Annotated in this window: 14 protein-coding genes; 8 read left to right on the forward strand and 6 right to left on the reverse strand. The window is 69.8% G+C overall.

What is annotated here, in order from left to right; translation table 11 throughout:
- Positions 1 to 2 precede the first annotated feature (2 nt).
- The 5 genes from AC1MLT_RS05110 to AC1MLT_RS05130 form a co-directional block, all read right to left on the reverse strand.
- Positions 3 to 821: an ABC transporter ATP-binding protein gene (locus AC1MLT_RS05110; RefSeq protein WP_481034180.1), complete on the reverse strand. Its 819-nt coding sequence runs from the start codon at positions 819 to 821 to the stop codon at positions 3 to 5.
- Positions 818 to 2,182 carry a branched-chain amino acid ABC transporter permease gene (locus AC1MLT_RS05115; protein WP_481034181.1) on the reverse strand — a complete coding sequence of 455 codons (1,365 nt, stop codon included), beginning with the start codon at positions 2,180 to 2,182 and terminating at the stop codon, positions 818 to 820. Before AC1MLT_RS05115 ends, AC1MLT_RS05110 begins: the two co-directional genes overlap by 4 nt.
- A gap of 4 nt (positions 2,183 to 2,186) precedes the next feature.
- Positions 2,187 to 3,140: a branched-chain amino acid ABC transporter permease gene (locus tag AC1MLT_RS05120; RefSeq protein WP_481034182.1), complete on the reverse strand. Its 954-nt coding sequence runs from the start codon at positions 3,138 to 3,140 to the stop codon at positions 2,187 to 2,189.
- Between the two features lie 139 nt (positions 3,141 to 3,279).
- Positions 3,280 to 4,527 (reverse strand): branched-chain amino acid ABC transporter substrate-binding protein, encoded by a 1,248-nt coding sequence (locus AC1MLT_RS05125; RefSeq protein ID WP_481034183.1) that lies wholly within the window; start codon positions 4,525 to 4,527, stop codon positions 3,280 to 3,282.
- Between the two features lie 143 nt (positions 4,528 to 4,670).
- Complete coding sequence (locus tag AC1MLT_RS05130) at positions 4,671 to 6,314, reverse strand: 3-(methylthio)propionyl-CoA ligase (RefSeq protein WP_481034184.1); 1,644 nt, start codon at positions 6,312 to 6,314, stop codon at positions 4,671 to 4,673.
- Between the two features lie 159 nt (positions 6,315 to 6,473).
- Here AC1MLT_RS05130 and AC1MLT_RS05135 point away from each other — a divergent pair, with 159 nt between their 5' ends.
- From AC1MLT_RS05135 to AC1MLT_RS05165, 7 genes are all read left to right on the forward strand, one after another.
- A complete protein-coding gene (locus AC1MLT_RS05135; protein ID WP_481034185.1) occupies positions 6,474 to 8,000 on the forward strand; it encodes a protein adenylyltransferase SelO in 1,527 nt (508 codons plus the stop codon).
- Positions 7,997 to 8,428: a peptide-methionine (R)-S-oxide reductase MsrB gene (msrB, locus tag AC1MLT_RS05140; protein ID WP_481034186.1), complete on the forward strand. Its 432-nt coding sequence runs from the start codon at positions 7,997 to 7,999 to the stop codon at positions 8,426 to 8,428. Before AC1MLT_RS05135 ends, msrB begins: the two co-directional genes overlap by 4 nt.
- Before the next feature lie 78 nt (positions 8,429 to 8,506).
- On the forward strand, positions 8,507 to 9,049 hold the full coding sequence (locus tag AC1MLT_RS05145) for a septation protein A (protein WP_481034187.1): 543 nt from the start codon (positions 8,507 to 8,509) through the stop codon (positions 9,047 to 9,049).
- Positions 9,046 to 9,348, forward strand: a complete 303-nt coding sequence (locus AC1MLT_RS05150; RefSeq protein ID WP_481034189.1) for a BolA family protein — start codon at positions 9,046 to 9,048, stop codon at positions 9,346 to 9,348. The genes AC1MLT_RS05145 and AC1MLT_RS05150 overlap by 4 nt, the downstream gene beginning before the upstream one ends.
- Before the next feature lie 84 nt (positions 9,349 to 9,432).
- Entirely contained in the window at positions 9,433 to 10,218 is a 786-nt protein-coding gene (locus AC1MLT_RS05155; RefSeq protein ID WP_481034190.1) for a foldase protein PrsA, read from the forward strand.
- Positions 10,219 to 10,354: 136 nt separating this feature from the next.
- Positions 10,355 to 12,253 carry an alkaline phosphatase D family protein gene (locus AC1MLT_RS05160; protein ID WP_481034191.1) on the forward strand — a complete coding sequence of 633 codons (1,899 nt, stop codon included), beginning with the start codon at positions 10,355 to 10,357 and terminating at the stop codon, positions 12,251 to 12,253.
- 89 nt (positions 12,254 to 12,342) lie between these two features.
- Complete coding sequence (locus tag AC1MLT_RS05165) at positions 12,343 to 13,752, forward strand: glycerophosphodiester phosphodiesterase family protein (RefSeq protein WP_481034192.1); 1,410 nt, start codon at positions 12,343 to 12,345, stop codon at positions 13,750 to 13,752.
- A 63-nt stretch (positions 13,753 to 13,815) separates the two neighbouring features.
- On the opposite strand, the gene purL is transcribed toward AC1MLT_RS05165, so the two are convergent.
- Positions 13,816 to 17,946, reverse strand: a complete 4,131-nt coding sequence (gene purL / locus AC1MLT_RS05170; RefSeq protein ID WP_481034194.1) for a phosphoribosylformylglycinamidine synthase — start codon at positions 17,944 to 17,946, stop codon at positions 13,816 to 13,818.
- Positions 17,947 to 18,132: 186 nt separating this feature from the next.
- Here purL and map point away from each other — a divergent pair, with 186 nt between their 5' ends.
- Complete coding sequence (gene map / locus AC1MLT_RS05175; RefSeq protein ID WP_481034195.1) at positions 18,133 to 18,981, forward strand: type I methionyl aminopeptidase; 849 nt, start codon at positions 18,133 to 18,135, stop codon at positions 18,979 to 18,981.
- Positions 18,982 to 18,991: the final 10 nt, after the last annotated feature.

An 18,991-nucleotide genomic window follows, 5' to 3' on the forward strand; every position in this document is an offset into this window, starting at 1 on the left:
GGTCAGTGCCCTCCCTGCGCGTCGGCCACGGCGGAGCCGAGATAGGCCTCCTGCACGCGCGGGTTGGCGCGCACCGCCGCCGGCGTGTCGAAGGCGATGACCTCGCCATACACCACCACGGCGATCTTGTCGGCGAGGCCGAACACCACGCCCATGTCGTGCTCCACGGTCAGCAGCGTGCGGCCCACGGTCACCTCCTTGATGAGTGCGATGAAGTGCGCGGTCTCGGTCTTGCTCATGCCGGCGGTCGGCTCGTCCAGCAGGATCACGCCGGCGCCGCCGGCGATGGTCACGCCGATCTCCAGCGCCCGCTGCTCGGCATAGGTCAGGTTCATGGCCAGCACGTCGTGCTTGGGCTCCAGCCCGACCTGGCGCATCAGCTCCTCGGCACGCGCGTTGGCATCGTCCAGGCGCGAGAGGAAGCGCAGGAAGGTGTAGCGATAGCCCAGGCTCCACAGCACCCCGCAGCGCAGGTTCTCGAACACGCTGAGCTTGGGGAAGATGTTGGTGATCTGGAAGCTGCGCGACAGGCCCAGCCGGTTGATCTCGTACGGGCGCAGGCCGTCGATGCGGCGGCCGGCCAAGCGCACCTCGCCGCTGGTGGGCGCCAGGCGCCCGCTGATGAGGTTGAACAGGGTCGACTTGCCCGCGCCGTTGGGCCCGATCACCGCGATCCGCTCGCCCGCGCGCACCGCCAGGTCGACGCCGCGGATGATCTCGGTCTTGCCGAAGTTCTTGCGCAGGTCCTTGAGTTCGAGCGCCCAGGCGTCGCCCGCGATGTCGCCGACGGCCGCCGGCGCGGGGTTCGGCACGCGGCTCATGGCGCGGCTCCCGCGTCGGCGCCGCCGCGATGGCGCAGGCGCCGCTGGATCTCGGCCTCGATCTGCTCCTGCGCGTGGCCCCAGGCGCGCACGAAGCGCCGCCGCACCTGCTCCAGCAGGAAGCCGCCCACCGCCAGCAGCGCCGCCGCCAGCACCCAGCTGGTGGCGCTGGAGGTGTCGAGCGACAGGCCGAGGAAGTGCAGCTCGGGGCCCAGCGCGGCATTGAGCTGGCGGTGGTAGATCATCTCGACCAGCGCCGCGGCGCCGGCCGCCGTCAGCGCCCCGGTGACGGCCAGGCCGGCATAGAGGGCCCAGAACGGCCCGAAGCGGCCGAAGCGCGCCACCCGCAGGTTGGTCATGACCAGGCTGGCGACGCCGCCGGGCGCGAACATCACCATGAACAGGAAGATCAGGCCCAGGTAGAGCAGCCAGGCCTTGGTCAGCTCCGACAGCAGGATCGAGGCGAACACCAGCAGCACCGCGCCGATGATCGGCCCGAAGAAATAGGTCGCGCCGCCCAGGAAGGTGAACAGCAGGTAGCCGCCCGAGCGGATGCCGTTCAGGCTGTCGGCCGCGTTGACGATCTCGAAGTTGATGGTCGCCAGGCCGCCGCCGATGCCGGCGAAGAAGCCCGCGATGATGAAGGCGGTGTAGCGCACGCGCTGGGTGTTGTAGCCGATGAACTCGACCCGCTCGGGGTTGTCGCGCACGGCGTTGAGCATGCGCCCGAGCGGCGTGGCGGTGAAGGCGTACATCAGCGCCGTGCAGACGAAGCAGTAGGCCGCGATCAGGTAGTAGACCTGGATCTGCGGGCCGAACGTCAGTGACGGGATGCCCAGGAACGGCGTGCCATAGACGCGGTTGGTGGTGATGCCGCCCTCGCCGCCGAAGAAGGTCGGGAACATCAACGCCATCGACGCCACCAGCTCGCCCAGGCCGAGCGTGATCATGGCGAAGGTGGTGCCCGACTTCTTGGTGCTGACGTAGCCGAACAGGATGGCGAAGAACATGCCGCCGAGTCCACCCACCAGCGGGATCAGCACCAGCGGCACCGGCAGGCTGCCCTTGGCCGCCAGGTTCATGGTGTGGATGGCGATGAACGAGCCCAGCCCGGTGTAGACCGCGTGGCCGAAGCTCAGCATGCCGCCCTGCCCCAGCAGCATGTTGTAGCTCAGGCAGATGATGATGAGATAGCCGATCTGCGAGAGCATGGTGAGCGCCAGGCTGCTGCGGAAGACCAGCGGCACGACGGCCAGCGCCAGGGCGAACAGGCCCCAGGTCAGCACGCGCGTGGCGTTGAAGGGCTTGACGCCGTAGCGGTAGCCGGTGGGCCGGGCGGTGCCGGATGCGAGGGTGTTCATGGGGTCAGTCCTCCCGCGTGCCCAGCAGGCCCTTGGGCCTGAAGATCAGAATCAGCACGAGCAGCAGGTAGGGCAGGATCGGCGCGACCTGCGAGATGGTGAGCTTGAGCAGTTCGTAGCCCGGCGTCTGGTCGGTGACGGCGACGCCCAGTGCCTGCAGGCCGGTGGCGAGCGACTGGTCCATCGCCACCGCGAAGGTCTGCACGATGCCGATCAGCAACGAGGCCAGGAAGGCGCCGGCGAGCGAGCCCATGCCGCCGACCACCACCACCACGAAGATGATCGAGCCGACCGAGGCCGCCATCGCCGGCTCGGTGACATAGGTGTTGCCGCCGATCACGCCGGCGAGCGCCGCCAGCGCCGCGCCGCCACCGAAGACCAGCATGAAGACGCGCGGCACGTTGTGGCCGAGCGCCTCGACCATCTCGGGGTGCTTGAGCGCCGCCTGGATCACCAGCCCGACCCGCGTGCGCGTCAGCAGCAGCCACACCGCGCCCAGCATCAGCAACGCCAGCAGCATGATGAAGGAGCGCGACTTCGGGAACTGGGTGCCGTAGAGCGTGAAGAGCGGTCCCTGCAATTGGGTCGGCAGGCCGTAGGGCACGGTCGAGCGCCCCCACAGCAGCTGCACGATCTCCAGGATCAGGTAGGACAGCCCGAAGGTGATCAGCAGTTCGGGCACGTGGCCGAACTTGTGCACCCGGCGCAGGCTGTAGCGCTCGAACGCCGCGCCCAGCACGAAGACGATCAGCGGCGCCAGCACCAGCGCCGGCCAGAAGCCGACCAGCCCGGAGATGGTGTAGGCCAGGTAGGCGCCCAGCATGTAGAAGCTGGTATGGGCGAAGTTCAGCACGCCCATCATGCTGAAGATCAGCGTCAGCCCGGAGCTGAGCATGAACAGCAGCAGGCCGTAGCTCACGCCATTGAGCAGCGAGATGGCGAAGAATTCGACGTTCATCGATCGGAGGACGGAAAGGGTTCCGGCGAAGGCGGGAGGATCGGCGCGGCGGCGCGAGGCGACGCGGCGCGCGCCCGGCCGGGGCCGGGACGCGCGTCGCTGCGCCGCAGGCAGCGCCGCGAGGGCATGCGTCGCCGGCTCAGGACGGCCGCTTCATCTGGCAGGACGTCGGCGTGCTGGCCACGTAGGCCTCATAGTATTTGACCGGATAGAGGGTGTAGCCGGTGTTCTCCGGGCTGTACGGATTCTTGGCGTCGGCCTTCTGCCAGCGCGTGATCCACAGGCCCTGCTGGAGCTGGTGGTCGGTCTTGCGCATCTCGACGTCGCCGTTGAAGCTCTTGAACTTCATGCCCTCGAGCACCGGCGCGACCTTCACCGGTTCGGTCGACTTGGCGCGCACGAAGCCCTCGCCCAGCATCGCGAAGACGGTGTAGATGTCGGTCGTGTAGAGATCGTCGTTGAAGCGCTTCTTGTACTCGGCCATCAGGGCGGGCATCACGCCCGGCGCGTTGTAGTGGCTGTAGCCGACCGCGTAGACCTTGCCATCGGAGGCCGCGCCCATGGCGGTGGGCGTGCCGGTGGTCACCGCGTAGTAGGTGTAGAACTTGACGTCGAGCCCGGCGTCGTTGGACGCCTTGATCAGCAGCGCCAGGTCGGAGCCCCAGTTGCCGGTGATGACGGTGTCGGCGCCCGACTGCTTGATCTTGGCGATGTAGGGCGCGAAGTCGCGCACCTGGGCCAGCGGATGGAGGTCGTCGCCGACGATCTGCACGTCGGGCCGCTTGACCTTCAGGTTCTCCTTGGCGAACTTGGAGACCTGCTGGCCGTGCGAGTAGTTCTGGTTGATGAGATAGACCTTCTTGACGTCGGCCTGGTCCTTGATGAAGGTGGTCAGGGCCTCCATCTTCATGGAGGTGTCGGCATCGAGGCGGAAGTGCCAGTAGCTGCACTTGCCGTTGGTGAGGTCGGGGTCGACGGCGGCGTAGTTGACGTAGAGCACCTCCTTGCCGGGGTTGCGCGCGTTGTGCTTCTCCAGGGCGTCGATGATGGCCAGCGCCGGGCCCGAGCCGTTGCCCTGCACCACGTAGCGCGCGCCCTGGTCCATGGCCGAGCGCAGCGCGCTGGTGGTCTCCTGGGGACTGAGCTTGTTGTCGATGCCGATGATCTCGAACTTCACGCCGGCCGCATTCTTCTTGTTGAACTCCTCGGCCAGGAACTGGAAGCTCTTGAGCTGGTTGGTTCCCACCGCGGCCATCAGTCCGGACAGCGGATCGAGCCAGGCGATCTTGACGGTCTGGCCCTGCTGGGCCTGCGCGTTCGAGGCCCCGAGGGCGACGAGGGCCGCGGCGGCGAGGGCCGATCTGACTGCGTTCAATGCGAAGGTCATGCGTGTCTCCGGAATGGTTCTGGTCCTGCGGAGGCAGGTTACAAGCCTTGGTCGGACAACCCCTCAGGGAATGCCCGTAACGCCGCCGCGACAAGCCGTCCGGCTATCGCGAAGGCGACAGAAATCACGCTTCGGGCGTCGCGTCACGCCCCCGGCAGCACATAGCCGCGCAACTGCTCGCGCAGCTTGGTCTTCAGGATCTTGCCGGTCGCCCCGATCGGGATCGCATCCAGGAAGATCACATCGTCGGGGATCTGCCACTTGGCCGTCTTGCCCTCGTAGAAGGCCAGCAGCTCCTCGCGCGTGACCTCGCTGCCGCTGCGGCGCACCACCGCCACCACCGGGCGCTCGTCCCATTTCGGATGGGCGACGCCGATGCATGCGGCCATCGCCACGCCCGGATGCGCGACGGCGATGTTCTCGATGTCGATCGAGCTGATCCATTCGCCGCCGGACTTGATGACGTCCTTGCTGCGGTCGGTGATCTGCAGGTAGCCATCGGCGTCGATGGTGGCGACGTCGCCGGTCGGGAACCAGCCGCGCCCCTGGGCGTCGGGCACCAGCGGATCGCCGCCCTCGCCCTTGAAGTACGCCTTGACGATCCACGGCCCCTTGACCAGCAGGTCGCCATAGGCCCTGCCGTCCCAGGGCAGCTCCTCACCCTGGCCGTCGACGATCTTCATGTCGACGCCGTAGATGGCGCGGCCCTGCTTCAGGCGGATCGCGTCCTGCTGCTCGGCCGGCAGCGCCAGGTGCTTGTTCTTGAGCGTGCACAGCGTGCCCAGCGGGCTCATCTCGGTCATGCCCCAGGCGTGCAGCACGTCGACGCCATAGTCCTGCTGGAAGGCGTGGATCATGGCCGGCGGGCAGGCCGAGCCGCCGATCACCGTGCGCTGCAGGGTCGAGAAGCGCAGGCCGCCGGGCTTCATGTGCCCCAGCAGCATCTGCCAGACCGTCGGCACGCCGGCGGCGAAGGTGACGCGCTCGCTCTCGATGAGCTCGTAGATCGACTTGCCGTCGAGCGCCGGGCCGGGAAACACCAGCTTGCAGCCGGTCAGCGCGGCCGAGTACGGCAGGCCCCAGGCGTTGACGTGGAACATCGGCACCACCGGCAGCACCGCGTCGCGCGCCGACAGGCCCATGACATCGGGCAGCGCCGCCGCATAGGCATGCAGCACGCTGGAGCGGTGGCTGTAGAGCGCAGCCTTGGGATTGCCGGTGGTGCCGCTCGTGTAGCACATGCTGGAGGCGGCGTTCTCGTCGAAGGTCGGCCAGGCATAGTCGTCGCGCTGCCCGCCCATCCAGTCCTCGTAGCTCGCCAGGCCGGGCACGCCGCTGTCGGCGGGCAGCCGGTCGGCGTCGCACAGCGCGATCCAGCGCCGCACCGTGGGGCAGCGCGCGTGCACCGCCTGCACCAGCGGCAGGAAGGTGAGGTCGAAGCACAGGATCTGGTCCTCGGCGTGGTTGACGATCCAGGCGATCTGGTCCGGATGCAGGCGCGGGTTGACGGTGTGCAGCACGCGCTCCGAACCGCTGACGCCGTAGTACAGCTCCAGGTGGCGATAGCCGTTCCAGGCCAGTGTCGCGACCCGGTCGCCGGCGGCGAGCGCATCGCCGTCGAGGGCGCGGGCGACCTGGCGCGCGCGCCGGGCGATCTCCGCCCAGGTGCTGCGGTGGATGTCGCCCTCGACGCGCCGCGAGACGATCTCGCCATCGCCGTGGTGGCGTTCGGCGAACTCGATCAGCGACGAGATCGACAACGGTTGGTCTTGCATCAAACCCAGCATCGGGGCGTCTCCTGTAGGAAATAAGAAAGATCCGGCCACGCAGGCGCCCGGAGGCGCCGACGGGGCTGACGGTCATTGTTGCGCGCCGCAATATCGCGGCGTAGGGGGATTGCCCGCAAGCATCCGGGCGACAGGTCGCCTGCGGGGAAAATCCATTCCATGAACGCGCCCGCCGCCACCGATTCCGCCGTCGCTCGCGCCGCTGCTCCCGCCACGTCGCCACCCTCGTCGTCCGGGATCGTCGGCACGCCCCGCTTCGCCGCGCTCGGACCGGCCTTCTTCACGTCGCTGCGGCCGACGCCGCTGCCGGCGCCCCACTGGGTCGGCCGCAGCGACGCGACGGCGCGCGAGATCGGCCTGGCGCCGGACTGGCTGGCATCGCACCAGGCGCTCGGGATGCTGACCGGCAACCAGCTCCTGGGCGACGGCGAGCCGCTGGCGAGCGTCTACAGCGGCCACCAGTTCGGCGTCTGGGCCGGCCAGCTCGGCGACGGCCGCGCGATCCTGCTGGGCGAGACCGCCAGCGGCTTCGAGATCCAGCTCAAGGGCGCCGGCCGCACGCCCTACTCGCGCGGCGGCGACGGCCGCGCCGTGCTGCGCTCGAGCATCCGCGAATTCCTCTGCAGCGAGGCCATGCACGGCCTGGGCATCCCGACCACGCGCGCCCTGTCGGTCACCGGCTCCGACCAGCCGGTGCGCCGCGAGACGATCGAGACCGCGGCCGTGGTGGCGCGCGTCGCGCCGAGCTTCATCCGCTTCGGCCATTTCGAGCACTTCGCGGCCGACGACCGCATCGACGAACTGCGCGCGCTCGCGGACCACGTGATCGACCGCTTCTATCCGGCATGCCGCGCCACGACGGCCTTCGGCGGCAATGCCTATGCCGCGTTCCTGGAAGCCGTGAGCGAACGCACCGCCGCGCTGATGGCGCAATGGCAGGCGGTCGGGTTCTGCCACGGCGTGATGAACACCGACAACATGAGCATCCTGGGACTCACCATCGACTATGGACCGTTCCAGTTCCTCGACGGCTTCGACCCGGCCCACATCTGCAACCACAGCGACACCCAGGGCCGCTACGCCTTCAACCAGCAGCCCAACGTCGCCTACTGGAACCTGTTTTGCCTGGCGCAGGCGCTGCTGCCGCTGATCGGCGAGCAGGAGACCGCCATCGCCGCGCTGCAGTCGTACAAGACCGTGTTCCCGCGCGAGTTCGACACCCGCATGGGTCGCAAGCTCGGCCTCGACGACGCCGATGCCGACGACCGGCCGCTGATCGACGACACCCTGCGGCTGCTGGCCGTGGAGCGCACCGACTGGACCATCTTCTGGCGCCGGCTGGCGGATGCCGCGCGCGACGGCGACCACGCCCCGGTGCGCGACCTGTTCATCGACGGCGCGCGCTTCGACGCCTGGCTGCCGGCGCTGCTGCGGCGCCGCGCGACGCTCGCCGCGCGCGACGGCGCCGCGCTCTCGGCGGCGATGCGCGCGGTCAATCCGAAGTTCGTGCTGCGCAACCATCTCGGGCAGCAGGCCATCGAGGCGGCGCGGCAGCGCGACTTTTCGGGGGTCGCCACCTTGCTGGAACTGCTCGAATCCCCATTTGAAGACCATGCCGGCCACGATGCCCAGGCCGGCTTTCCGCCCGACTGGGCTTCCACGATCGAAATCAGCTGTTCGTCATGACCTCATCCAACGCCCACGTCCCCAAGATCCAGAAGACCGATGCCGAATGGAAGGCACTGCTGGCCGAGAAAGGCGCCGAACGCGGCGCCTTCGAGATCACGCGCCATGCCGCCACCGAGCGCCCGTTCACCGGCAAGTACGAAGCCGAATGGGCCGATGGCACCTACCACTGCGTGTGCTGCGGCGCCAAGCTGTTCGACGCCGCCACCAAGTTCGACGCCGGTTGTGGCTGGCCGAGCTTCTCGCAGGAGGCGGTGCCCGGCGCCATCACCAACATCGTCGACCGCTCGCATGGCATGGTGCGCACCGAGAACGTCTGCACGAACTGCGGCGCCCACCTGGGCCACGTGTTCCCCGACGGCCCGACCGAGACCGGCCTGCGCTACTGCATGAACTCGGCCTCGCTCGACTTCGAGCCCAAGGCCTGAGCGGGGCGCGGATCGTCACCGGTCGCGGCCGGTGGTTTCTTTCCGGACCGCGGATGCATTTAGGCTCCAATAGCGTCCATGAAACTCCTGCTCGATTTCTTTCCCATCCTGCTGTTCTTCGGCGCCTTCAAGCTGGCCGACATCTACGTCGCGACCGGCGTGCTGATGGCCGCGACCGTGGTGCAGATGGCCATCACCTATGCCATCGAGCGCCGCCTGCAGACCATGCAGAAGGCCACGCTGGTGCTGATCCTGCTGTTCGGCAGCCTGACGCTGCTGCTGCACGACGAGCGCTTCATCAAGTGGAAGCCGACCGTGCTGTACGGCGCCATGGCCATCGCGCTGGCCGTCGCCCTGTGGGGCTTCCGCAAGAACTTCCTGCAGACCATGCTGGGCGCCCAGCTGCAGCTGCCCGCGCGCATCTGGACCCACCTGAACTACGCCTGGATCGGCTACTGCATCTTCATGTCGGCGCTCAACGCCTACGTGGCGCTCTATTTCAGCACCGAGGCCTGGATCAACTTCAAGCTCTGGGGCTATGCTTTTCCGCTGGTGTTCCTGATCGCGCAAGGCCTCTACATCTCCCCCCACCTGAAATCCGGCGACCAGCCCTCCGCATGAACCAAGCACTTCCTCCCGATACCGCGGGCGCCGCCGCGGCGCCCCCCAGCGCGGCCGATCTCGACGCCGCGCTGCGCCAGGCCCTGCAGCCCACGCGGCTCGAGGTCATCGACGAGAGCGCCGCCCACGCCGGCCATTCCGGCGCCAACGGGCTGGGCCACGGCACCCACTTCCGGGTCCGCATCGCCTCCGCGCAGTTCGAGGGTCGCACCCGCGTGGCCAAGCACCGCCTTGTGTATGATGCCCTGCGTTTTTTCATCGCCCAGGGCGTCCACGCGATCGCCGTCGAGACGCTCTGACGAAGCGTCCCCGATCCTCCGGCGCCCGGCGCGCCGCCCTCGCTTCCCTTCCCCTTTCTCCTCCACCTCTCCCTGCCTTCTCCCATGAAGAAACAACTCCTGAAGACCGTTGCGGCCACCCTCGTCCTGGGCGCGGCCTCCGTGGGCGCCCTCGCCCAGAACATCGCCATCGTCAATGGCAAGCCGGTCCCGAAGTCGCGCGTGGATGCGCTGGCGCAGCAGCTCGCCGCCAGCGGCCGCCCGGTCACGCCGGACCTGGAGCCGCAGCTGAAGGAGGAGATCATCGCCCGCGAGATCTTCATGCAGGAAGCGCAGAAGCAGGGCCTGGAAGCCTCGCCCGAGTACCGCGCCCAGCTCGAACTCGCGCGCCAGGCGATCCTGATCCGCACCCTGTTCGAGAACTACCGCAAGCAGAACCCGGTCACCGATGCCGACGTGCAGGCCGAGTACGACAAGTTCGCCGCGGCCAACGGCGGCAAGGAATACAAGGCGCGCCACATCCTGGTCGAGACCGAGGCCGAGGCGCAGAAGATCATCGCGGACCTGAAGAAGGGCGCCAAGTTCGAGGACATCGCCAAGAAGCAGAGCAAGGACCCCGGATCGGGCGCCAACGGCGGCGACCTCGACTGGGCCAACCCGTCGAGCTTCGTGCCGGAATTCTCCGAGGCCATGATCAAGCTCAAGCCGGGCGAGACCACCGCCGCGCCGGTGAAGTCGCAGTTCGGCTACCACGTCATCCGCGTCGACGAGATCCGCTCGGCCCAGCTGCCCAAGGTCGACGAGGTCAAGCCGCAGGTCACGCAGCAGCTGCAGCAGCAGCGCCTGCAGAAGTACCAGGAAGACCTGCGCGCCAAGGCCAAGATCGAGTAAGGACGGCCCCGGGGCGTCCACCCCCTGCCTGGTCCGCCCCGGGCCATTCGATGGACGGGCACGCCGAGCCGCCGCGCGTTCACCGAACCGTCACCCGCCTCGCATCCAATCGCTTCCTTTCACAGGGAGGATCCGGATGACAAGCACCCACACCGTCGGACCATCGGCACAGACCGGGACCGATCTGCGCGAGATCGCCAACCGACGACGGCGCGACTTCCTCGATTTCCTGGTCAGGTCGTCCTCCAGCGCGCTGGCGCTGGCGGCGGCCGGCTCGCTCGCCGCGTGCGGCGGCGGTGGCGACGACGGCACCGCCGTCTCGCCCACCACACCCACGGCGCCCGCCACCCCCGACACCGCGCCGGCGGTGTTCGCCTTCGGCGTCGCCAGTGGCGATCCGCTGGCCGACCGCGTGATCCTCTGGACCCACGCCAAGATCCCCGACAGCACCGCCGACGTGGCGCTGACCTGGGAGGTGGCGAGCGATGCCGGCTTCACCCGGCCGGTGCGCAGCGGCACCGTGTCGGCGCTGCAGTCGCGCTCCTTCACGGCCAAGGTCGACGTCACGGGCCTCGCGCCCGGCGCCAGCTATTTCTATCGCTTCCGCGACGCCACCGGTGCCTCGTCCACCGTGGGCATCACGCGCACCCTGCCGGCGGCCGATGCGGATTCGGTCACCTTCGCGGTGTTCTCCTGCGCGCTCTACTCGGAGGGCTATTTCCACGCCTATGCCGATGCCGCGAAGTCGCAGGCGCTCTACGCGCTGCATCTGGGCGACTACATCTACGAGTACGGCTCGGACCCGAGGAAGTACGGCAATGCCGCCATCCCCGGCAACCGCGTCGCCAGTCCGGCCAACGACATCGTGACGATGAACGACTACCGGACGCGCCACGCGCTCTACAAGTCGGACCTCGACCTGCAGGCGGCGCATGCGCGCATGCCCTGGATCACGGTCTGGGACGACCACGAGTTCGCCAACGACGCCCATGCCGAGGGCGCCCAGAACCACGATCCGGCGACCCAGGGCGACTGGGCGACGCGCAAGGCCATCGCCGCCCGCGTCTATCACGAGTGGATGCCGATCCGCAGCCCCGATCCGGACGACCTGCTGCGGATCCATCGCCGCTTCGACTTCGGCCGGCTCTTCACGCTGCACATGCTGGACACCCGCATCGAGGGTCGCGACCGGGGCTACGACGGCTTCGGCGATGCCGATGGCGGCACCGCCCGCTACCTGGCCGGCCTCGCGCCCGATGCCGATGGCCGGCGCCCCGACGCCGCGCGCCGGATGATGAGCAGCCGGCAGCAGGACTGGCTCGTCGCCGGCATGGCGGCATCGACGGCGCCCTGGCAGCTGCTGGGCAACCAGACCGTCATGGCCCGCATGTGGATGCCACGCTCGGTGCTGGCGGCCTTCGCGGCCGCGCCGGCCAGCGTGCCGGGCGCCATCGCCGCCTACCTCGGCGCCAAGGCGACGCGCGCGGCGGCGGGCGCGGGCGCCCTGACATCGGCCCAGGCCGCCCTGCTCGATGCCACCGCCAACCCGCGCCTGCCCTACAACCTCGACGCCTGGGACGGCTATCCGGCGCAGCGCGAGGCCCTCCTGCAGGCCGTCCGGTCGCTGGGCCGACGCCTCGTCACGCTCTCGGGCGATTCGCACAATGCCTGGTTCGCGCAGCTCACCACCCTGGCCGGCGACCGGGCGGGCGTCGAGTTCGCGGGCACGGCGGTCACCTCCAGCGGCTTCGAGGCGCTCGGCCTGGGCGCGCTGGCGCCCTCGATCGACGGCAGCGCGCTGACCCCGCAGCTGGGCGAGGCCGCCCTCGGCGCCGGCCTCGGCCTGATCGACGACGTCGCCTACTGCGACACCTCGCGCCGCGGCTACCTGCTGATGACGGTCACGCCGAGCGCCGTCCGCGGTGCCTATGTCTATGTCGGCAGCGTCAAGCAGCCGACCTACACCGCCACCATCGGGCGCACCGTGACGGTGGCGGCGACGGCCGGGGGCATGGCCGCGCCGGTGTTGGGCTGAGGCGGTCGCGCGCATGTCATGGATCGGTCACCGCCCGAACCTAGCATCGGCGCGCGTCCACCACCGATTCCAACATCCGACCGCACCCCATGACCAGACATGCTCGCTCCCCTTCCGCCCCGGCCCCGCGACGGCCCCTGTGGGTCCTGCTCGCGCTCGGGGGCACGCTGCTGGCGAGCGCCTGCGGCGGCGGTGGTGATGGTGGTGGTGGCGGCGACGCCCTCGCGCCGCTCAAGACCCTGGACGGCAACGCGCCATTGATCATCGGCCACCGCGGCCTTCCGGGCCTGTATCCCGAGGAGACGCGCACGGCCTACGAGGCGGCGGCGGATGCCGGCGCGGACTCTCTCGAACTCGACGTCCACCTGACGAAGGACTGCATCCCGGTGGCGCGCCACAACCCCTGGCTCGGCGACAACACCAACATCGCCCAGGTGGCGGCCGGCAATCCCGAGGTGGCGCGCCGCAAGCGCACCACGCCCGGCGTGCTGGTCGACGTCAAGTACCCGCCGGTCGCCTCGAACGGTCCGCCGCGCTACCTCAGCGACCTGACCGACCCGAACGATCCGAAGTCGGTCCTGGGATCGCTGGTGGTCGATGGCGAGGAGCACACCAACGACTGGTCCATCACCGACTTCACGCTGGCCGAGCTCCAGCGGTGGATCGCCGGCACCACCTACGACGCCCGCGCCCAGCGGCCGACCGATCTCAACGGCAAGCTGCCGATCCTCAGCTTCCAGCAGGTCATCGACATCGCCAGGGCGAAGAGCGCCGCGCTCGGGCGCACGCTCACGGTCTACCCGGAGAGCAAGAACCCGTACTGGAACAATGCCCAGGCGATCGCCAACGGCTGCGGCCCGGCCGGCAGTCATCCGTTCGAGGACGCGATCCTGAAGGTGATGCGGGCCAACGACCTCGACCGCAAGGACGCGCCGATCCTGGTGCAGAGCTTCGATCCGGCCAGCCTGAAATACCTGCGCTCGGCCGGCATGAAGGCGCGGGCGGTCCAGCTGGTCGACGGCAACGACATCGACTTCCGGACCGGCGAGATGATCTACGTCACCGACGACGCCTACACCTTCGTCGACGGCCGGCCCTACAGCTGGACGCTGGCTGGCGATCCGCGCTTCTTCGGCGCCATGCTGACGCCGGCCGGCCTGGCCGAGATCGCCACCTATGCCGATGGCGTCGGCCCCTGGAAGCCGCAGGTCATGGCGCACACGATCGTCCCGTTCAAGCCGGCGCCCTACAAGGGCACCCTGGCCGAGGTCACGCAGGTCACGCCCACCGCGCTGATCGCCGACGCGCACCGGGCCGGGCTGTTCGTGCACAGCTACACCTTCAGGAACGAGCCGCAGTACCTGGCGGGTGTCTACAAGGGCGATCCGGCGGCCGAGTACCAGGCCTACTTCGCCGCCGGCATCGATGGCGTCTTCACCGATTTCGCCCACACCGGCTTCGCCGCCCGCAAGGCGTACCTGGCGGGCACCGGGCGCTGAGGTCGCCGGAACGACCGGAGCAACCGGGCCCACGGACCGCCGTCCCGGCGGGCCGGCGCCGCCTCAGCCGACCCAGCGGCGCGCGTTGCGCCAGATCCGCATCCACGGGCTGCGCGCCTCGCGCTCGCCGGCGGTCCAGCTCATCTGGATGTTGCGGAACACGCGCTCGGGGTGCGGCATGACCGCCGTGAAGCGGCCATCGGCCGTGGTGACCGAGGTCAGGCCGCCGGCGCTGCCGTTCGGATTGAACGGATAGCGCTCGGTCGGCTGGCCGTGGTTGTCGACGAAGCGCATGGCGGCGATGGCGCGGTCGGCATCGCCGCGCCGCGCGAAGTCGGCATAGCCCTCGCCATGCGCCACCGCGATGGGCAGCCGCGCGCCGGCCATGCCGGCGAAGAACAGGCTGGGCGACTCCAGCACCTCGACCATCGACAGCCGCGCCTCGAAGCGCTCGCTGCGGTTGGTGGTGAAGCGCGGCCAGGCCTCGGCGCCGGGAATGATGTCGGCCAGCTCGGCGAACATCTGGCAGCCATTGCACACGCCCAGCCCGAAGGTGTCGGCGCGGCCGAAGAAGGCCTGGAACTGCGCCGACAGGCGCGGATTGAAGGTGATGCTGCGCGCCCAGCCGATGCCCGCGCCCAGCGTGTCGCCATAGCTGAAGCCGCCGCAGGCGACCACGCCCTTGAAGTCGGCGAGGTCGGCGCGGCCGGCCTGCAGGTCGGTCATGTGGACGTCGAAGGCCTCGAAGCCGGCCTCGGTGAAGGCATAGGCCATCTCGACATGCGAGTTGACGCCCTGCTCGCGCAGGATCGCGACCCGGGGGCGCGACTGGAGGATGGCGGGGGCCTGGGGGGACCCGCCCTCGTCTCCACCCTCTCCTGGGGGGGTCGGAAGAAAGACGTGCAGACCGGGGTCCGAGGGCTCGCCGGCGGCGGCATGCTCGGCATCGGCGCATTCGGGGTTGTCGCGCTCGCGGGCGATCTTCCAGCTGACCGAATCCCAGACCTGGTGCAGGTCGTGCAGGCTGGCGCTGAAGACCGACTTGGCATCGCGCCAGACCTCGATCTTGCCCTTGCCGGCGGCCATGGTGGAGGCTTCGGGCCGGGTCTTGCCGACGAAGTGGCTGTGGGTGCTCAGGCCGTGGGCGCGCAGCACCTGCATGACCTCGTTGCGCTCGGCCGTGCGCACCTGCAGCAGCATGCCCAGCTCCTCGTTGAACAGCGCCTTGAGCGTGAGTTCCTCGCGCCGCGCGCTCACCTGGCCGGCCCAGTTCTTGGCGTCGCCGTATTCGGCGCGGCTGTCGCTGATGCCATCGCCCTCGGTGATCAGCATGTCGACGTTGAGCGCCACGCCGACATGGCCGGCGAAGGCCATCTCGCAGGCGGCGGCGAACAGGCCGCCATCGCTGCGGTCGTGCAGCGCCAGGATGCGGCCCTCGGCGCGCAGCGCGTTGACGGCCCGCACCAGCTGCACCAGGTCCTTGGGGTGGTCGAGGTCGGGCACGCCGTCGACCACCGGGCAGCCGCTCTGGCCGAGCGCCTGCGCCAGGATGCCACCGGCCATCCGGTGGCGGCCGCGCCCGAGATCGACCAGCACCAGCGTGGTGTCGGCTTCCTCGCGGTCGAGCTGCGGCGTCAAGGTGCCGCGCACGTCGTCCAGGGTGGCGAAGGCGGTCACGATCAGGCTGACCGGCGATGTCACCTTCTTGGCCTCGCCGGCATCGGTCCACTGCGTGCGCATCGACAGCGAATCCTTGCCCACGGGAATCGAGATGCCCAGCGCCGGGCACAGCGCCAGGCCGACGGCCTCGACGGTCGCATACAGCGCCGCGTCCTCGCCGGGCTCGCCGCAGGCCGCCATCCAGTTGGCCGACAGCTTGACGCGCGAGAGCTCGATCGGCGCCGCCAGCAGGTTGGTGATGGCCTCGCCGACCGCCATGCGCCCGGAGGCCGGGGCGTCCAGGGCGGCCAGCGGCGTGCGCTCGCCCATGCTCATTGCCTCGCCCGCGAAGCCGGCGTAGTCGGCCAGCGTGACGGCGCAGTCGGCCACCGGCACCTGCCACGGGCCGACCATCTGGTCGCGGTGCGTGAGGCCGCCCACCGTGCGGTCGCCGATGGTGATCAGGAAACGCTTGGAGGCCACCGTCGGATGCGACAGCACGTCGATGGCGGCCTTCTGCAGCTCGACGCCCGTGAGGTCGAGCGGCTCGAACCGGCGCTCGACCGTGGCGACGTCGCGCAGCATCTTCGGCGGCTTGCCCAGCAGCACGTCCATCGGCATGTCGACCGGATGGCCATCGGCGGCGCCATCGGCGACCACCAGCTGGCGCTCCTCGGTCGCCACGCCGACCACCGCGAACGGGCAGCGCTCGCGCTCGCAGAAGGCCTGGAACTGCGCCAGCGAATCGGGCGCGATGGCCAGCACGTAGCGCTCCTGGCTCTCGTTGCACCAGATCTCCTTGGGCGCCATGCCCGACTCCTCCAGCGGCACCGCGCGGAGGTCGAAGCGCGCGCCGCGGCCGGCGTCGTTGGTCAGTTCGGGGAAGGCATTGGACAGGCCGCCGGCGCCGACGTCGTGGATCGCCAGGATCGGGTTGGCTTCGCCCTGCTGCCAGCAATGGTTGATGACCTCCTGGGCGCGGCGCTCGATCTCGGGGTTGCCGCGCTGCACCGAGTCGAAGTCGAGTTCGGCCGCGTTGGCGCCGGTGGCCATCGAGCTGGCGGCGCTGCCGCCCATGCCGATGCGCATGCCGGGGCCGCCGAGCTGGATCAGCAGCGAGCCGGCCGGGAACGGGATCTTCTTCGTCTGCGCGGCGTCGATGCTGCCCAGCCCGCCGGCGATCATGATGGGCTTGTGGTAGCCGCGATGCTGCGTGGTGGCGACGCCGTCGGCGTCCCGGCCCGCGATGGCCTGCTCGTACTCGCGGAAGTAGCCCAGCAGGTTGGGCCGGCCGAACTCGTTGTTGAAGGCGGCGCCACCCAGCGGGCCCTCGGTCATGATCTGCAGCGGGCTGGCGATGTGGTCGGGCCGGCCGTAGTGGCCCTCGCCGGGCCACAGGCGCGACACCGTGAAGCCGGTCAGGCCGGCCTTCGGACGCGAGCCGCGCCCGGTGGCGCCCTCGTCGCGGATCTCGCCACCGGCACCGGTGGCGGCACCCGGGAACGGCGAGATGGCGGTCGGGTGGTTGTGCGTCTCGACCTTCATCAGCACGTGGGCCAGCGTCTCCTCCTTGCGGTAGCGCCCGCCCGAGGCGGCCGGCACGCCGGCGCCGGCCTCGGCGGCCTCGGCGGCGCGCGGCACGAAGCGTTCGATGCGGCCGCCCTCCATGACCGAGGCGTTGTCGGCATAGGCGACCACGGTGTGCTGCGGGTTCTGCCGCTCCGTGTGGCGGATCATGCCGAACAGGCTGTGCGGCCGGGCCTCGCCGTCGATGACGAAGTCGGCGTTGAAGATCTTGTGGCGGCAGTGTTCGCTGTTGGCCTGGGCGAACATCATCAGCTCGACATCGCTCGGGTTGCGTCCGAGCCGCGTGAACGCATTCACCAGGTAGTCGATCTCGTCGGCCGCCAGCGCCAGGCCGAAGCGGGTGTTGGCCTCGACCAGCGCGGCGCGGCCGCCGCCGAGCACGTCGACCTGCGCCATCGGCTGGGCCGGCAGCTCGGCGAAGAGCGCCGCCGCGTCGTCGAGGTCCTGCACCACGGATTCGGTCATGCGGTCGTGCAGCAGCGCGGCGACCGCCTGCAGCGTGCGGGCGTCGAGCACTGGTTGGGTGCCGCGCGCCTTGTCCAGCAGGCCGTCGAGCAGGGGCGCCTTCAGCGCCAGCCGGTACTGCACCACGCGCTCGACGCGGCGCAGCGCCAGGCCGCAGTTGTGGGCGATGTCGGTGGCCTTGGACGCCCAGGGCGAGACCGTGCCCAGGCGCGGCGTCACCACCAGCGACAGGCCCTGGCGGCCCTCCGGCGCCTCGTAGGCCGGGCCGTAGTCGAGCAGCGCCGCGAAGCGCTCCCGGGCGGCGGCGTCGGGCGCCGTCTCGGTCACCACCAGGTGCACGAAACGCGCCGCGATGGCGCTGATGCGGGGCTCGATCCCGCGCAGCCGGGGCAGCAGCTGGCGGGCGCGGAAGCCGCCGAGCGCGCTGCCGCCCTCGAACACGGTCACGATGGGCGGGGCGGTGTGGATGGGCTGCTGCGTCACGGTCGGTGGGCCGGCGCGGGGGCCGGCGGGGGATGATTGAAGGGTCGAGGAGAAGGACGGGGGCGCCGGACCGCCGCTGACTGGGACGGCCCCTGGCGCGAGGCCGCGATTTTAGGCCACGCGCCCGGGTCGGCCTCCGCGCCGGGGCGCCGCCGCCACGCGAGGCCGATGGGATAATTGGGCCCCATGAGCATTACCTACAACGACGCCGCGGGCGTGGCCGCGATGCGCATCGCCTGTCGCCTGGCTTCCGAGGTCCTGGACTACCTCACCCCCTTCATCAAGCCCGGCGTGACGACCAACGAGATCGACCGCCTGGCCGCCGAGTACATGGTCGGCCAGGGCACCACGTCGGCCACCATCGGCTACCAGGGCGCCAGCAGCGTGCCGTTCCCGAAGTCGCTGTGCACCTCGGTCAACCACGTCGTCTGCCACGGCATCCCCAACGACAAGCCCCTGAAGAAGGGCGACATCATGAACATCGACGTCACCGTCATCAAGGACGGCTGGTTCGGCGACAACAGCCGGATGTTCATGATCGGCGACGTCTCCATCGCCGCGAAGCGCCTGTGCACCGTCACCTACGAGGCGATGTGGCAGGGCATCCTGCAGGTGCGCCCGGGCAACCGCCTGGGCGACGTCGGCCACGCGATCCAGAAGTACGCCGAGGGGCACGGCTTCTCGGTGGTGCGGGAGTTCTGCGGCCATGGCGTCGGCCGCCACTTCCACGAGGAGCCGCAGGTGCTGCACTATGGCCGCCCCGGCACCATGGAGGAACTACGTCCCGGCATGATCTTCACCATCGAGCCGATGATCAACGCCGGCAAGCGCGACATCAAGGAGGACGCCAAGGGCGGCCAGTACGACGGCTGGACCATCGTCACGCGCGACCACTCGCTGTCGGCGCAATGGGAGCACGCCGTGCTGGTCACCGAGACCGGCTACGAGGTGCTGACGCTGTCGGCCGGCAGCCCGCCGCCGCCGGCCTTCGTGCGCGAGGCGCAGGCCCGCAGCGCGGCCGGCGTGCCGGCCTGAGCCGGCCGCC

Source organism: Variovorax sp. PEI5 (genome assembly GCF_056679935.1).

Coding starts and splice junctions, on each gene's coding strand:
- AC1MLT_RS05110 (WP_481034180.1), bottom strand. CDS start 821: ATGAGCCGCGTGCCGAACCCCGCGCCGGCGGCCGTCGGCGACATCGCG.
- AC1MLT_RS05115 (WP_481034181.1), bottom strand. CDS start 2,182: ATGAACACCCTCGCATCCGGCACCGCCCGGCCCACCGGCTACCGCTAC.
- AC1MLT_RS05120 (WP_481034182.1), bottom strand. CDS start 3,140: ATGAACGTCGAATTCTTCGCCATCTCGCTGCTCAATGGCGTGAGCTAC.
- AC1MLT_RS05125 (WP_481034183.1), bottom strand. CDS start 4,527: ATGACCTTCGCATTGAACGCAGTCAGATCGGCCCTCGCCGCCGCGGCC.
- AC1MLT_RS05130 (WP_481034184.1), bottom strand. CDS start 6,314: ATGCTGGGTTTGATGCAAGACCAACCGTTGTCGATCTCGTCGCTGATC.
- AC1MLT_RS05135 (WP_481034185.1), top strand. CDS start 6,474: ATGAACGCGCCCGCCGCCACCGATTCCGCCGTCGCTCGCGCCGCTGCT.
- msrB (WP_481034186.1), top strand. CDS start 7,997: ATGACCTCATCCAACGCCCACGTCCCCAAGATCCAGAAGACCGATGCC.
- AC1MLT_RS05145 (WP_481034187.1), top strand. CDS start 8,507: ATGAAACTCCTGCTCGATTTCTTTCCCATCCTGCTGTTCTTCGGCGCC.
- AC1MLT_RS05150 (WP_481034189.1), top strand. CDS start 9,046: ATGAACCAAGCACTTCCTCCCGATACCGCGGGCGCCGCCGCGGCGCCC.
- AC1MLT_RS05155 (WP_481034190.1), top strand. CDS start 9,433: ATGAAGAAACAACTCCTGAAGACCGTTGCGGCCACCCTCGTCCTGGGC.
- AC1MLT_RS05160 (WP_481034191.1), top strand. CDS start 10,355: ATGACAAGCACCCACACCGTCGGACCATCGGCACAGACCGGGACCGAT.
- AC1MLT_RS05165 (WP_481034192.1), top strand. CDS start 12,343: ATGACCAGACATGCTCGCTCCCCTTCCGCCCCGGCCCCGCGACGGCCC.
- map (WP_481034195.1), top strand. CDS start 18,133: ATGAGCATTACCTACAACGACGCCGCGGGCGTGGCCGCGATGCGCATC.